A 14,129-nucleotide genomic window follows, 5' to 3' on the forward strand; every position below is an offset into this window, starting at 1 on the left:
TACTTAATAGTGAGAAGCCTGAAAAAGTTGAATATCATCTGACCGGGATAGCATCCGATATCCCCATAGATGGAAATATACAGATTAACTGCTCATTTCTAACATCCTTTGCATTGGTCGCAGCGCCGCCAAGCGGATATCCTCTGACATAGTGATTTCAGGAGTACGATTTTTCATTGCTAAATATAATTTTTCCAGCGTATTTAATCGCATAAATGGACATTCGTTACAGGCACAGTTATTTAATGGTGGGGCAGGAATAAAGTGCTTATCGGGAGCCAGTTTTTGCATTTGGTGAATGATACCTGGCTCTGTAGCTACGATAAATTCTTGTGTAGGGCTATTTTGACAATATTTCAGTAAAGCGGCTGTTGAGCCGATAAAACTAGCATGACGTAATACACTACTTTCGCATTCCGGGTGAGCGATCGCCTCTGCTTCCGGGTGGCTAATTTTTAACTGGACAATTTTCTTCTCGGAAAAGGTTTCATGGACAATACAACTACCTTCCCACAGCAGCAAGTCTCGTCCAGTTTGTTCCATCACATACCTTCCCAAATTCCGGTCTGGAGCAAAAATAATCGGCTGTGACTGGGGTATCTGCTGCACAATCTTGACAGCGTTAGAACTGGTGCAGATAATATCGCTGATGGCTTTAATGTCAGCAGAGCAGTTGATGTATGAAATGACCAAATGATCTGGATGAGCTGCTTTAAATGCAGCAAAGGCTTCTGGCGGACAACTGTCTGCTAAAGAACAACCGGCATCTAAATCTGGTAAAAGCACCAATTTATCAGGATTGAGGATCTTGGCTGTTTCTGCCATGAAGTGGACACCAGCAAAGACAATTACATCTGCATTGGTCTGGGCTGCGGCTTTAGCTAATTGTAATGAATCGCCAATAAAGTCAGCAATATCTTGAATATCTGGTTCTTGATAGTAATGCGCCAAGATAACTGCATTCAGTTCTTGTTTAAGAGTCTCAATGGCAGCAAATAAATCTAGCGGTAGTTCACCCGGTGGGGTTGTGCCTGTTCGAGGTAGTGCAGTGGTAAACACAGTTAGGGGTTGCTTTAAGTTGCAAGTTTTTTTCTGTGGATTCAATTATAGTAGTTTTTACCAAAAATAGGAGTAGGTGGATGTGGATGTCGCCTTAGCTATGTCCAAATCCGCTTGAGTTGCATATCCTGGAGAAAGAAGGCAAGGAAAGTGGCATGACCAGTCATAAAACGAAATCAATAACCCTAAAAATTGCTGTGGTTGGAGATGTTCACGACCAATGGGAATTAGAAGATGGCATTGCACTCAAGCATCTGGGTGTGGACTTAGTGCTGTTTGTAGGCGATTTTGGCAATGAATCAGTGGATGTGGTGAGAGCGATCGCCTCCCTGGACATTCCCAAAGCAGCAGTGATGGGAAACCACGATGCCTGGTACAGTGCTACAGAATGGGGACGGAAAAAATGTCCCTACGACCGTTCTGAGTCAGATTGGGTACAGGAACAACTGGATTTATTGGGGACTGCCCATGTCGGTTACGGTAAGCTGGATTTTCCCGCGTGGAATTTAACTGTGGTCGGGGGTCGTCCTTTTACTTGGGGAGGTTCAGAGTGGAAATTTGCGAATATTATCCAAGAACGGTATGGTGTGACGAGTCTGGAAGAATCCGCCGATCGCATCATGAAAGCTGTACATAGTGCGGCGCATGAAACAATTATTTTTCTGGGTCACAATGGTCCTAGCGGTTTAGGCGATCGCCCCGAAGATCCCTGCGGTAAGGACTGGCATCCCATTGGTGGTGACTTTGGCGACCCAGACTTAGGCGCGGCAATTTCTCAGGCTCTGACGGCTGGTAAAACCATTCCTCTGGTGACATTTGGTCATATGCACCGCACCCTCAGACACACCAAAAAAGTGCAACGCAAAGCTGTATTTAAAAGTCCAGAGGGAACAATTTACTTGAATGCGGCCAATGTACCCAGGATTTTGGAAAATCAAGGTGATAAGCTACGTAATTTTTCCATTGTTTCCCTAGAAGCCGGTGAGGTGTCCCAAGTCTCCTTAGTATGGGTGGGCTATGATTTCCAGGTGACTTCAGAAGAAATTTTGTACGAGCGTTTCCTTAGTGTCTCCTAGATATTTGCCTTCAGTAGTGCAATATGCCTACGTCATGAGATATAGTATGATCTGTCAGCTTGTTAATACTCGGCAAAAGCGCTATACTGCTTTACTGTCGTAGGTTTATTAAAAGCTCGGCAGTTTTATTGGAGAGGTGGCAGAGTGGTCGATTGCGTCCGACTTGAAATCGGATGAGGCTAAAACCTCCGGGAGTTCGAATCTCCCCCTCTCCGTTGAAAAATTGAAAATTAAGGTGGATGAAGTTAGGTTTGGCCTTTGGTGGAGATAATGATGTCACCAATAATTTTTTTTAGTTCTTCGGCTTCAGTTTTCAGTTGACTAATTTCTACTAAGTGTTTCATTTTTATGTGGTAACAGCAAGGTATTCTCAATTTCTTGCCTAACTTCTCGGCTTACATAACAATCACTATTTAGACAATCTACGAGTAACTTATTGGCATAGTAATAGTCTTCCAACAGTATCTTTTGTGCTTCGTTGAACTGCCAGTCATGCCCAATATTGCAATGTTCAATCATAATTACTCTAAGCCGTTCAGTCCAAACTTTACCATCAGTTATCAACCATTTCTGAAATGCTTCGCTATCTTTTTCTCGAGGTGGAATTTCGCTTTTGAGGTTGTCAAGCAAAATCTGTAACTCAGGGCTTGGATTACGTTCTAGATAAAAATCAAGATTGGAATCAAAGTTATTATGAATGATAGTATCTGATTGTTGTCTAGCTGCACGAATTTTTTTTTCTTCAAAAAAGATAGTAACTTCAAAACTCAAGCCTTGAATAATGATCCCGCTAATTAGACGATTAAAGGCTTGATAAAAATCGCTGTCTGAAGTACCAATAAGAGCCAGATCAAAGGCTAAAATACGAGGAAGGTCTGTAAAGTTTGAACGCCTATCCAGAATAAAATTTTTTATCAAACTTAGGAATACACCTCTAACTTCTGCTGGCGGATATGGCACAGTAGCTAAATAAGACTTTTGCTTTACCCACTTCATTAAATTTTGTAACTGTTCATCTGTGCTGATTAGTTCGTCAATTCTATGCTTCATTAACTGCATCAAATCATCGGCTTTACGCATCATTCCAGCAGTAAGCAAAAATACTTCCCGCCAACGTATCTCTGTAATATGCTCTACTAAACTTTCATAGGTAGAGTTAGAAACTATTTCACTTGCGGCAAAATATTCATGAAACGTTAGGTGAGAAAAGGAATAGATTCCTTTTGCTCTTTCTACTAATAACCCATGCTGTGCTTCAATAGATTTTAAAACGGCTTCACTATCCAGTCTCAAAACGTCTGGATTCGTATCAGCATTGCGTAAGTTGCGAATAAAATCAACAATGTATGCTTCGGCCGTTTTTTGCTTAAAGAAATAGTCTTTCTGCTCAAAGGTTGTTAAACCTATTTGACTCAGCAAATCTTCCTTACGCTGCAAAGACAGGTTTTTGTAGACTTGATCTCGTTCAATGTTGCGTTTTGCATCCCATTTCTTCAACAAAACATCTAATCCTTCTTGATAAAGCTCAGAACGGTTTGCAGGGAAATCTCCACTATCTCCAAACACCAAACACAGTAATGTCAGTAGTAAAGGACTACTTGCTAGTTCTTGAATTGATTTATTTTCCTTCAGTTTCTGAATAAATCTTTCACCTTTAACTGAATCCGTTAACTGGAACCAGTTTTGAGCAAAAATGGCTATTTGTTTTTCGTCAAAATCTGCCATTTCCACTTCTGTGAAAGTTTCAAATGTGTATTCTTTGGCAGCAATGCGACAGGTAATGACAAACTGATTGGTATGAAACTGATCAGAAAAGTCTCGAATTTGTAGTAAAGTCCGCTTGGTGTCTTCTTCTCGTACTTCATCCAATCCATCAAGTAATACTAATGCCTTACCCTGTTTCAACAGTTTCTCTACTGTCGTACTCGCATCAGTTATCCCACAGCTTGACAATTGTTCAGCAATAAATTTCAAAATAGCTGGTTGCTTAGGTGCTTCTGCAAAATCTTTCAAAGTGATAAATAAGGGAACTCTGTTTGCTTGGAACCTTCCTTCAATACACTGCATTGCAAGATATTTTAAAAAGGTGCTTTTTCCTGCTCCTGGTTTACCCAACACCATCAACTTACTATGACTTTTTACAACCTCTAGTCCTGATACTCGTTTCTGTTTTACCCCGCTAAGTCCAGGGCGCTCAAAGTCATAATGGTCACAGGTTTGCATTAATTCCGCAACTTTAAGTCGTCTTCGTCCTGTTATTTCTTGCAGAATATTGACATTCGTGTAAATACCTTGTTTACCTGTTAACTTAATTGGTTTAGGCATATCTAATACCCGCATGGTTCCACACTTTTCTTTGATGTAGGAATGTACTTGTTTGCGGATCTCTTGCACTAAGGTATCAATAGAATCATTTATGTCATCTGTAGTTAAATGACCAGAGGGTTGTTGCTGTGAGTATCTTTTGCTCAGATACTCCCGTAAACGGCTTTCTTTAACAGGTCCATTACCAGTGATGCAAAATTTTTTGTAAATCCCTGTGAGACAAGTATTGAGGTTACTTTGAGAAATGTTTAATTCTTGAGTTACCTGGATTCGACTCTTACTATGACCGAATATTTGCAGAAAGATTTCTTTCTCTCTGTGCGACAATTGACTGTATTGCTCCAGTTGCTTAAGAAAGTCCTCTGGTATAGACATTGACCACTCCCACAATTACTTATAAGCCAGTGTAGCTAAAGTTTTTATCAAAATGTGGAGTTAAATCAGTATAAGTCAGCCTAAGTCAGGGCAAGTCAGATAAATAACTACAAAAAAAAATTGCGACATTGAACTCAGTCAAGTTACTGAGGCAATTGCAATGCTAGAAATACTAATCCCTATGGTGATAAATAAGTCTATGGAAGTTGTGGTTGGAATACTGCTGGCAAAGTTTTATAAATGGGTACTAAGTGATGCCAATCTCAAAAGTGCCAACAACTTTCTAAAAATGCAGGTTTTTTTACTTTATCTTGATTGGGTTTTACTAAAAACACCACTAGAATCTCTCCCAGATGAATCACAAGAGAGGTAATAATGTTTCACGCCCAAACGCACCAGTAGCGTGCCGGAGGCTCTAGTACGAAGTACGTTAGGCGCAAAGAATTGGCGTGAAACTCTGGTTCTATTCGGCAGGTTTGTTACTAGCTCGATTAGCACGCGCCTCGGCTGAAGCCATGACTTCATCAAAATTCTCTAGGATTTCACCAGGGAAATTTTCCAAAACTCTGGTAGAAATAGCCACGCGACCTTTACCTTCATCTAAGTCAATAATTACAGCTTTAATTGTTTGACCAATTTGAAAGACTTTTTCGAGAGAGTCAATAAATTTTTGACTGACTTGCTTAATATGTAATAAGGCACTGAGACCATCTAAATCGACAAATACTCCAAAAGGCTTAATGCCACTAACTTTACCTTCTACTAGCTGATTTAGTTCTAATAAACTGAAGCTGCTAGAACGAGTTGCTAAACGTTGGGAAAGTACCAGTTTGTTGGTATTACGATTAATGTCTAAAAAAGCCACAGTCAAACTTTGACCTTTAAGGGCTTCTAAGTTATTACGCTCGGCTAAATGCGATCGCGGAATAAATCCTCGCAAAGACAGTAAATCAACGGTAACACCGCCTTTATTCACACCTGTTACCCTAACTTGCACAGTCTGTCCACCTTCATTCATTTCGATTAGTCGTTCCCAGACTTGCTGAATTTCCAGCTGCTTGCGCGAAAGGGTGACTTGACCGTCTGCATCCTGATCTCGGATAATCAAAAACTCCAGTTCCTCTTGCAATGGCAGCACCTCTGATAAATCAGTAATTGCTCTCAAAGAAGCCTCTTCATAGGGGAGAAAAGCGGACGATTTGCCACCAATATCTACATAAGCTCCATTGGGGTCAAGTTGAAATACTTTCCCACGTACAACTTGTCCCTTTTGAAACTGGTAGTCGTGTACTTCTAATGCTTTGGCAAAATCGTCCATAGTAAAAGACGAATTGGCTGGTTGAGAAACTTTCGATTCGGAGTTCATGACGATTGACGATAAATTATTATTTGATCTGATGCCACTGAAATTTTACTAAGCACCTAACAAATTCCGACCTAGTAGGAGCGTTAGGTAATTATTGCATGATTATTTGGTCAGCAAAAGGAACCTAAAATAGCTTGAATAGTCCCCAATCTGGGAACTTAACAGTATTTTTCTCTTCAGTACAGCACGGCATAAATAGGAAAACTATAAGAAATCAATGAAAAGCCTATAGAGTCAGATTTTTGACTTTTGACCCTTCGACTACGCTCAGGGTAGACTTTTGCCTTTTGACTTCCGCCCTGCGGTACTAGGCTTCTAATACACTGCCAAAAAGTTGTTTCACCTGTTCCCAAGCATCAGCTGCGGCTTTAGGATTATAACTGGCGCGATGGTCACAGAAAAATCCGTGGTTAGCTCCATCGTAGCGAAACACACGATGAGGAATTGTGTATTTTTCTAATTCTGTGCTAATTTGATCTATCTGTTCGGCGGGGATGCTGGGATCTTCCATGCCAAAGAAAGTATATATTGATCCTTTTATATCTTGAGTCAGGGTAATAGTGGGTGCGCCACCTCCTGGTGTACGAGTAGTAATCCCAGCACCATAGAAGGAAGCAGTAGCTTTGATATCTGGTAGGGTAGCAGCAAGATAAGCTACATGGCCTCCAAAACAAAAGCCTATACAGCCAAAGCTATCTGGTTTTACCTGGGGTAGAGTCTTGAGATAGTCGATCGCTGATTGAATATCACTTAATAATTCTGATGCTTGAGTTTGCTGCCAAGCATATTCTCTACCAATTTCCATAGCTTCGGGGGTGTAGCCTGTTTCAAAATCAGGGGCTTGGCGTTGAAAAAGTGCTGGGGCGATCGCAATATATCCTTCTTGAGCAATTCGTTCTGCAACTTCCCGAATGTGAACGTTGACACCAAAAATCTCTTGCAATACCACAACTCCCGAATAAGAACCAGGTGCTTGTGGCTGTGCCAAATAAGCCGATATTTGCAGATTATCTCCTTGCGAAATTTGGACAGTTGTGGTGTCTATTATTTGTTTTGTCATAAAAATTTTTACCAGTGTTGCGTAATCAGGTCTATGATTATTTGATTAACTATGCCAGTAAGTCTAGCTATTTCCCATACAAGTAATCAATTAGCAAAAGCAGGGAAATAAAAAATTTTTGGCTAAAAAATTCTATATGTATATAAGATATCTAATATCTCATCAATACACTCAGTGAGTTGCCTCTACTAATATCAACAGGTTTGGTAATGATTCAATTCCGTATTCAGCCAGACAGTGAAATTCCTGCTTCCAATCAGCTATTTAATCAAATCCGGTTTGCGATCGCCTCCCGGCAATATCCACCTGGATACAAATTGCCCAGCACAAGGGCATTAGCTATGCAAACAGGATTACACCGGAATACCATTAGCAAAGTTTACCGCCAGTTAGAAGAAGATGGGTTTGTAGAAAGTTTCGCTGGTTCGGGAATTTATGTGCGTACCCAAGGTCATGAAGGTGGTAGCAGGGTACAATCCCCAATCGTCAAAAAACAAAGCGAAGATGGATATCAACTAGTGCAGAAAGCCCTGGATGAGATGCTTTCTCAAGGCTATTCACTCCATCAAGCACGGGAGCTATTTTTAGGTGAAATTGATTGGCGTTTACGTTGTAGCGCCCAAGTGCTGGTTGCAGTTCCCTTCCATGATATGGGTGCTGGGGAATTGATGGTGTATGAGTTAGAACTGTCTCTAAACATACCAGTACAGTTGGTAGCCATGGAAGAATTAGCTGCGGTGCTAGACAAAACCAACTCGGCCACGGTGGTCACCAGTCGTTATTTTATTACCGATGTCGAAGAGATTGCTGCCCCAAAAGCTGTACGCGTAATTCCTCTGGATATCTATGACTACAGTAAAGAACTGGACCTTCTGAAAACCTTACCAAAGCAAAATTGTGTAGGTATAGTCAGTCTGAGTTCAGGAATTGCCCGTGCCGCAGAAGTGATTCTTCACGGTTTACGGGGAGATGAATTACTGATCATGACTTCACAACCCAAAGATGCCTATAAAATCAGAGCGATCGTTAAACGGGCTGAAGTAATCATCAGCGATCAAGCCAGTTTCACCACTGTACACGCAGCAGTACAAGCATCACTGGAGGATATTATTCGTCCACCTAAACTGATTAAGGTAGAAAATTACATTGGGGCTACGTCGATGAATTTGTTAAAACGTGAACTGGGTTTGGTTTAACAAGATAATGGATTGGTGGTGATAACAGGACTTACGCAAAATTATGGAAAAAAGAACCACAGAGGCACAAAGTACACAGAGGGGAGAGGGTTGAAAAAACTTTTTGCGTAAGTCTTAATTGAATTCCGATTTTTCAGCTTTAAAGTCTAGCTAATTGCTTGGTGATTCCATTGGTGTCACCTGTAAAAACTCTTGCACTCGTTGTAAGTAAGTTGAGGCATCTTCCAACATAGGAAAATGGGATGTATTGGGAATCATGGAAAATTGAATATTTTCACTTTTTGCTGCCGCTTGACGACCCATCTTGGCAGGAATAATCTGGTCATACTCACCAGCCACTAGCAAAGTCGGTACTGTTAGCTTGGCAAACTCGTGAGGCATTAATTCCGCTTGGGCTTTACTAACTGAAGTATAAATTGTACCTAATGCAGCATTATAGTCGGCTTGGAGAAAATCTTGTAAAAAAGCTTGACGCTCCGAACTGGCAATGGTTTTATGTAAAAATCTCGCCATAAATATTCTGTCCGCCAACGGTATTTTACTTAGCCATTGGGGACGAAATTTTACTACATATCCACCAAATTTATGAAAAGCAGTAAAGGCTTTTTCGTCGTACTCAAAAATACCACTACAGGTTAAAATCCCTCTTTCTACTCGTTGGGGATAGCGGTTGATAAATAATGTGGCAATAGATGCACCCATTGAATGAGCATTAAGATAAATGCGCTGGAGTTGCAATTCATCTAGAAAAGCTGCTAAATCCTCAGCATACTCTTCTAATTCGTATGTTAATTCTGGGTTTGACTCGGAATCTACAACAGATGTATTAGCTGCGTCCATAATAGGTTGGCCATGGGAACGCCCAAAACCCCGCAAATCGTAGAGTAAACAATCGAATTGGTCTACTAAAGCATCAGCCGTACTTTGCCAGTACCTAGCTGAACCCGCCCAACCATGAAGAAATACCATGACTGGCTTTACTAAAGAACCAGAGGGTTTTTTCACCCATTCATAGTAATGCTGAACACCGCGAACAGAAATATAAGGCATTTTTCTCAAGTCAAAATTCAAAGGTCAAAATTCAGAAGTCAAAAGTCAATGACTAATGATTTACCCTGAGCGACTTGTACTGAGCGCAGTCGAAGTAAGCCGAAGGGCTAATGACCAATAACCAATGACTAATGACTACTAAGCTGATTCTGGCTTAGGTAAGGAGGAGGGATGTACTATTAACTCGGCTGTGGAGCGTTTTTCTACCATTTCCTTGGTAATCATGCAGCGAGTTACATCCTGACGGGATGGTAATTCATACATGACATCAAGCATTAGTTCTTCCACAATACCCCGCAAAGCTCTAGCACCTGTTTTTCGACGGTAGGCTTCTTGGGCGATCGCACGTAAAGCATCCTGTTTAAAATCTAATTCGACGTTATCCATATTTAGCAGCTTTTGGTACTGTTTCACCAAAGCACTGCGGGGTTGGGTCAAAATCGCCATCAGCGCTTCTTCATCCAACGGATCGACCACAGCTACCATTGGCACTCGTCCAATAAATTCGGGAATCATGCCAAACTTCACTAGGTCATCGGGTTCTAGATAACGGAGAGTATCAGCAGTCCGCTTTTCCTTAGACTGAAGGTCGCCGGGCTGCACAAAACCCATTGACTTTTTCCCTGCTCTCTGCTCCACTACCTTATCTAAACCTACAAAAGCACCACCACAGACAAACAAAATATTACTCGTATCAATCTGAATACAGTCTTGATAAGGATGCTTACGTCCTCCTTGGGGTGGGACATTGGCGACTGTCCCCTCTAACATTTTCAGCAAAGCTTGCTGCACGCCTTCCCCGGAAACATCCCGTGTAATGGAAGGATTTTCACTCTTGCGAGCTACTTTATCTATTTCGTCAATGTAGATAATTCCTCGCTGGGCTTCCTCTACATCCAAATCTGCTACTTGTAACAGTCGCAACAGGATATTTTCCACATCTTCACCAACATATCCTGCTTCTGTCAGTGTGGTGGCATCAGCCACAGCAAAGGGAACATCCAATATAGTAGCCAAGGTTTGTGCCAAGAGGGTTTTACCGCAACCAGTCGGTCCAATTAACAAAATGTTGGACTTTTGCAGTTCTACGGCATCATCTACAGCATTTTTATCTTTAGACTGAATAACTGCCAGTCGCTTGTAGTGGTTATAAACTGCCACTGACAAAACTTTTTTGGCTTCGTCTTGACCAATAACGTGTTCATCTAGATAATTTTTAATCTCTCTAGGCTTGGGAATTTGGTTAAGTGAGAGATTAGAAGAGCGCCCACGACGTTTTTGCTGTGGTTCTGAGTTTGGTGCTGGTTGTGACCCAGCCGTATTCGTATCTAGCAACTCTTCATCTAGGATTTCATTGCACAAGTCAACGCATTCATCGCAGATGTAGACTCCCGGCCCTGCGATTAATTTACGCACCTGCTCTTGAGACTTGCCACAAAAGGAACATTTCAAATGGGAGTCGTACTTAGACATACCAGCCTCTTATTTCAGAATGGTGACGTTTTCCCCGACAGTGGGAATATTTTGTCTAGAGATGACTTGATCGATCAAACCGTAATTTTTTGCCTCTTCTGCCGACATAAAAAAGTCGCGTTCGGTATCTGCTTCAAGTCTTTCTAGGGGTTGACCAGTATGATGTCCGAGTAACTGATTCAACTTAGCCTTCACATAAAGAATTTCTCGCGCTTGAATCTCAATATCAATGGCTTGACCTTGAGCGCCACCGAGTGGTTGGTGAATCATAATGCGGGAGTCGGGTAGAGACATCCGTTTACCAGCAGAACCTGCTGCTAAAAGGAAAGCGCCCATGCTTGCGGCTAATCCAAAACATATAGTAACAACATCGGGTCGGATTTGCTGCATTGTATCATAAATTGCCATGCCTGCGTATACGGAACCGCCAGGAGAATTGATATACAGTTGAATATCTTTTTCGGAATCTTCCGCGTCTAAGAATAGCAATTGAGCAACAATGGAGTTGGCAACTGTATCATCTATGGGAGTACCCAAGAAAATAATTCGCTCTCTCAGCAGGCGGGAGTAAATATCAAAAGCTCTTTCTCCAGTGCCAGACTGCTCTACCACCATTGGTACAATGTTACTAGGTTGGTTTAAGTGAGAGCTAATGTTGATTCTACTTAAACTATTGATGGGGTCATTTCCCGACTGTGATATAAGCATATAAGAACAATTGAGAATTAAATTAGGACAGATTTGGTAGCTGCTATTGCTGCGTTTTTAACGGATGCAATTTTATTTGAGCTATTTGTTAACCATTATGCCTTATCTGTATAGCTCTGAGTGAACCCAACGAGGCTAAAGCGATATAGGTTGAATATTTGATCAAAGTTTGGTGTCCAGAGGTGTTGAATTTAGTCTCTAAAAGGAAGTGCCGAGTAGGGAAAATTTTTACTCAGCACTTTCTTCTACGCGATTGATCGCGTCTCAGCACCAATTATGTTCATTCTGTAGTAGCGGCGGCGCTTTCTGCCTCTGGCTGAGTTTCAGTTGTCTCTGATTCGGCTGGAGTCAAAGAACCTTCGGGTACGAGTTCCACTGAAGAATGTTCTAGCAGCCAATCAACAATTTTTTCAGTTAACAGTTCGTTTTCCACTACTGAGCGCATTCTTTCAGCGTCAATGTCTTGGTCTCCGTACTGCTGCATCAGTTCTGCAACTCTGGTTTCTAGTTCTTCGGGTGTAACTTCGATGGATTCCCGTTTACTGACTTCTAGTAATCCCAAAGACCGTTTCAGACGTTCAATGGCCTCATCGCGCGATCGCTCCCGCAATTGAGGGATAATATCTTGGGTAAATAGCTTTTTGACATCTAATCCTTGCTGAGATAGCCGCATTGCAGTTTGGGTGAGCATCGCGTCTATTTCTTTATCAATCAAGGTTTCTGGTAAGTCAACCTCTACATATTGCAGTAGTTCTGCTAATAATGCTTCCTGCTGGTTCGATTTAGTTTTTTCCTGAGCCTCTTTTTGATATCGTTCCTCTAAAGAAGCACGTAGTTCTTCCAAGGTATCAAAGTCGCTCACTTCCTGGGCGAAGTCGTCGTCCAATTCTGGCAGTTCTTTTTCTTTCAGTTCTTTAAGTGTGACTGTGAAAATTGCCGCTTTTCCAGCTAATTCTTCGTTGGCATAAGGATCTGGGAACTGAGCCGAAATTTCTCTGGTTTCTTCGGGATTCATGCCCACCATACCTGAGACAAAGCCGGGAATAAACTTGTCTTCTTGCAATTCTAGTTGAAAATCTGTAGCTTCTGCTCCAGGAATTGCTGTTGGCTCGGCTGTTTCGTCTTCGCCTTCACCTTTTGCTAGCACACCTTTAAAATCAACTACAGCCACATCACCTATTTGGGCTGCACGTCCTTCGACAGGAATCAGCGTCCCCAACTCTTCTCTTTCTTTTTCCAGGACTTCATCAACTTGACTGGAGTCGTATTGGATTTCCTCGGCTTTGGCTGTTAAACCGGTGTACTGTACTAAATTGACTTCTGGTTGTACATCTACAGCCGCTAGAAAGGTCAGGGGTTTTCCTGGTTCATAATTACTAATCAAGTCCTCAAAGGAACTCAGCAGTTGTGGTTGTCCAATTGCGGGAATTTCTTCTTGTTTGAGTGCTTTTTCTACGCCATTTTGAACTATTTCTTCCAGCGCTGCGGCTTTGATGCGACTTACGCCCAGGCGCTGTAGTAATATCGGCCGAGGTACCTTACCTTTACGAAACCCAGGAATAGTTGTAGTACTAGCTAAGTTTTTAATTACCTTTTCGTAAGTTTGCTTGGTAATTTCTGGCGTTATCTCAATTTCCAATCCAATTTGGCTGGCGGGAAGTTTTTCCTGGGTAACTTTCATGCTTTGTCTCTATATTGATATTGATCTGTTTTTTTTGGCTTTGAGTACGCACAAGAGGCGATTTACCGCTTCTGTGAGTTGATTTTGCTTGGGTTGGGGATGGGTGGGGTCTAGGATTTATGTGACAAAATCCCATATTATATGGATCAGTCCTTTAAATAGATATCCAGTTTACCCCCAATGGGAAAGGACTTAAAAATTGCCCACCATAACTTGATCTATGAAAACTCGCAGTTATTACAATAACTTAAGTAGTCCTGCTTTTCTCAATTCACAGGTCTAACATCATGATGACCTGGTTTTCCACTATAATCTTCTGCTATAAATTGTTATAGTTTCGGGCTTTTCTGTCCTTTGGGATTAAGTGTGAATGTTCCCTGAACACGCAGGTATGATTCTAGTCCCTCTCGATTAGAGTACATCCACCTTGAGGGTAGGACTTGATATCTGTTAAGTTTAAAATTTTGACGATGGCACCATGCTTAAGTGAAGATACTCCTGTTTGTTTCTGGACATGAGGTTGTTGTATAATAAATATTATATGATTTTATTTTCTAAACAGGCGGGTAACTCTAGGAGTAGTACTAGTAAAGTACAACAATGTTGAATTTAATGTAAGCTAGAAAAAACAATCACTATATCCAGAAAACTCCCTATAGAATTAAAAAAAAATTATTGAAAATCGGCGATCGCTATTTAGATAAGTAAGTATAAATTGTAAATTTTTTAGAAAAATATACTCAAGCTTTTCAAGGAGAAA

General features: G+C 41.3%; 11 protein-coding genes and 1 tRNA gene. 4 read left to right on the plus strand and 8 right to left on the minus strand.

What is annotated here, in order from left to right; all coding sequences use genetic code 11:
- Window positions 1–84: 84 nt before the first annotated feature.
- Window positions 85–1,059 (minus strand): quinolinate synthase NadA, encoded by a 975-nt coding sequence (gene nadA, locus VB620_RS05900; protein ID WP_323195214.1) that lies wholly within the window; start codon window positions 1,057–1,059, stop codon window positions 85–87.
- Window positions 1,060–1,214: 155 nt separating this feature from the next.
- Here nadA and VB620_RS05905 point away from each other — a divergent pair, with 155 nt between their 5' ends.
- Entirely contained in the window at window positions 1,215–2,135 is a 921-nt protein-coding gene (locus VB620_RS05905; protein WP_323195215.1) for a TIGR04168 family protein, read from the plus strand.
- Window positions 2,136–2,265: 130 nt separating this feature from the next.
- Window positions 2,266–2,350: transfer RNA gene (locus VB620_RS05910), tRNA-Ser, on the plus strand.
- Window positions 2,351–2,456: 106 nt separating this feature from the next.
- On the opposite strand, the gene VB620_RS05915 is transcribed toward VB620_RS05910, so the two are convergent.
- Window positions 2,457–4,460, minus strand: coding sequence for an NACHT domain-containing protein (locus VB620_RS05915; protein WP_323195216.1), 2,004 nt, complete (start codon window positions 4,458–4,460; stop codon window positions 2,457–2,459).
- Window positions 4,461–4,995: 535 nt separating this feature from the next.
- Here VB620_RS05915 and VB620_RS05920 point away from each other — a divergent pair.
- On the plus strand, window positions 4,996–5,208 hold the full coding sequence (locus tag VB620_RS05920) for a hypothetical protein (RefSeq protein ID WP_323195217.1): 213 nt from the start codon (window positions 4,996–4,998) through the stop codon (window positions 5,206–5,208).
- 90 nt (window positions 5,209–5,298) lie between these two features.
- Here VB620_RS05920 and VB620_RS05925 read toward each other — a convergent pair whose 3' ends face one another.
- Both VB620_RS05925 and VB620_RS05930 read right to left on the minus strand, forming a co-directional pair.
- Complete coding sequence (locus VB620_RS05925; RefSeq protein ID WP_323195218.1) at window positions 5,299–6,201, minus strand: S1 RNA-binding domain-containing protein; 903 nt, start codon at window positions 6,199–6,201, stop codon at window positions 5,299–5,301.
- Window positions 6,202–6,508: 307 nt separating this feature from the next.
- Window positions 6,509–7,261, minus strand: coding sequence for a dienelactone hydrolase family protein (locus VB620_RS05930; protein ID WP_323195219.1), 753 nt, complete (start codon window positions 7,259–7,261; stop codon window positions 6,509–6,511).
- Window positions 7,262–7,470: 209 nt separating this feature from the next.
- Here VB620_RS05930 and VB620_RS05935 point away from each other — a divergent pair, with 209 nt between their 5' ends.
- Window positions 7,471–8,457: a GntR family transcriptional regulator gene (locus tag VB620_RS05935; RefSeq protein ID WP_323195220.1), complete on the plus strand. Its 987-nt coding sequence runs from the start codon at window positions 7,471–7,473 to the stop codon at window positions 8,455–8,457.
- A 150-nt stretch (window positions 8,458–8,607) separates the two neighbouring features.
- Here the strand turns inward: VB620_RS05935 and VB620_RS05940 are convergent, their stop codons facing one another.
- From VB620_RS05940 to tig, 4 genes are all read right to left on the minus strand, one after another.
- Window positions 8,608–9,507, minus strand: coding sequence for an alpha/beta fold hydrolase (locus tag VB620_RS05940; protein WP_323195221.1), 900 nt, complete (start codon window positions 9,505–9,507; stop codon window positions 8,608–8,610).
- 138 nt (window positions 9,508–9,645) lie between these two features.
- Entirely contained in the window at window positions 9,646–10,980 is a 1,335-nt protein-coding gene (gene clpX / locus VB620_RS05945; protein ID WP_323195222.1) for an ATP-dependent protease ATP-binding subunit ClpX, read from the minus strand.
- Window positions 10,981–10,989: 9 nt separating this feature from the next.
- Window positions 10,990–11,688, minus strand: coding sequence for an ATP-dependent Clp endopeptidase proteolytic subunit ClpP (gene clpP / locus VB620_RS05950; protein WP_323195223.1), 699 nt, complete (start codon window positions 11,686–11,688; stop codon window positions 10,990–10,992).
- A 280-nt stretch (window positions 11,689–11,968) separates the two neighbouring features.
- A complete protein-coding gene (tig, locus tag VB620_RS05955; protein WP_323195224.1) occupies window positions 11,969–13,369 on the minus strand; it encodes a trigger factor in 1,401 nt (466 codons plus the stop codon).
- Window positions 13,370–14,129 lie beyond the last annotated feature (760 nt).

The organism is Nodularia harveyana UHCC-0300 (assembly GCF_034931085.1).
GTDB lineage: Bacteria > Cyanobacteriota > Cyanobacteriia > Cyanobacteriales > Nostocaceae > Nodularia > Nodularia harveyana.

Excerpts from the sequence above, each read along its gene's own strand:
- VB620_RS05905 (WP_323195215.1), top strand. The coding sequence starts at position 1,215 with ATGACCAGTCATAAAACGAAATCAATAACCCTAAAAATTGCTGTGGTT.
- VB620_RS05915 (WP_323195216.1), bottom strand. The coding sequence starts at position 4,460 with ATGCCTAAACCAATTAAGTTAACAGGTAAACAAGGTATTTACACGAAT.
- VB620_RS05920 (WP_323195217.1), top strand. The coding sequence starts at position 4,996 with ATGCTAGAAATACTAATCCCTATGGTGATAAATAAGTCTATGGAAGTT.
- VB620_RS05925 (WP_323195218.1), bottom strand. The coding sequence starts at position 6,201 with ATGAACTCCGAATCGAAAGTTTCTCAACCAGCCAATTCGTCTTTTACT.
- VB620_RS05930 (WP_323195219.1), bottom strand. The coding sequence starts at position 7,261 with ATGACAAAACAAATAATAGACACCACAACTGTCCAAATTTCGCAAGGA.
- VB620_RS05935 (WP_323195220.1), top strand. The coding sequence starts at position 7,471 with ATGATTCAATTCCGTATTCAGCCAGACAGTGAAATTCCTGCTTCCAAT.
- VB620_RS05940 (WP_323195221.1), bottom strand. The coding sequence starts at position 9,507 with ATGCCTTATATTTCTGTTCGCGGTGTTCAGCATTACTATGAATGGGTG.
- clpX (WP_323195222.1), bottom strand. The coding sequence starts at position 10,980 with ATGTCTAAGTACGACTCCCATTTGAAATGTTCCTTTTGTGGCAAGTCT.
- clpP (WP_323195223.1), bottom strand. The coding sequence starts at position 11,688 with ATGCTTATATCACAGTCGGGAAATGACCCCATCAATAGTTTAAGTAGA.
- tig (WP_323195224.1), bottom strand. The coding sequence starts at position 13,369 with ATGAAAGTTACCCAGGAAAAACTTCCCGCCAGCCAAATTGGATTGGAA.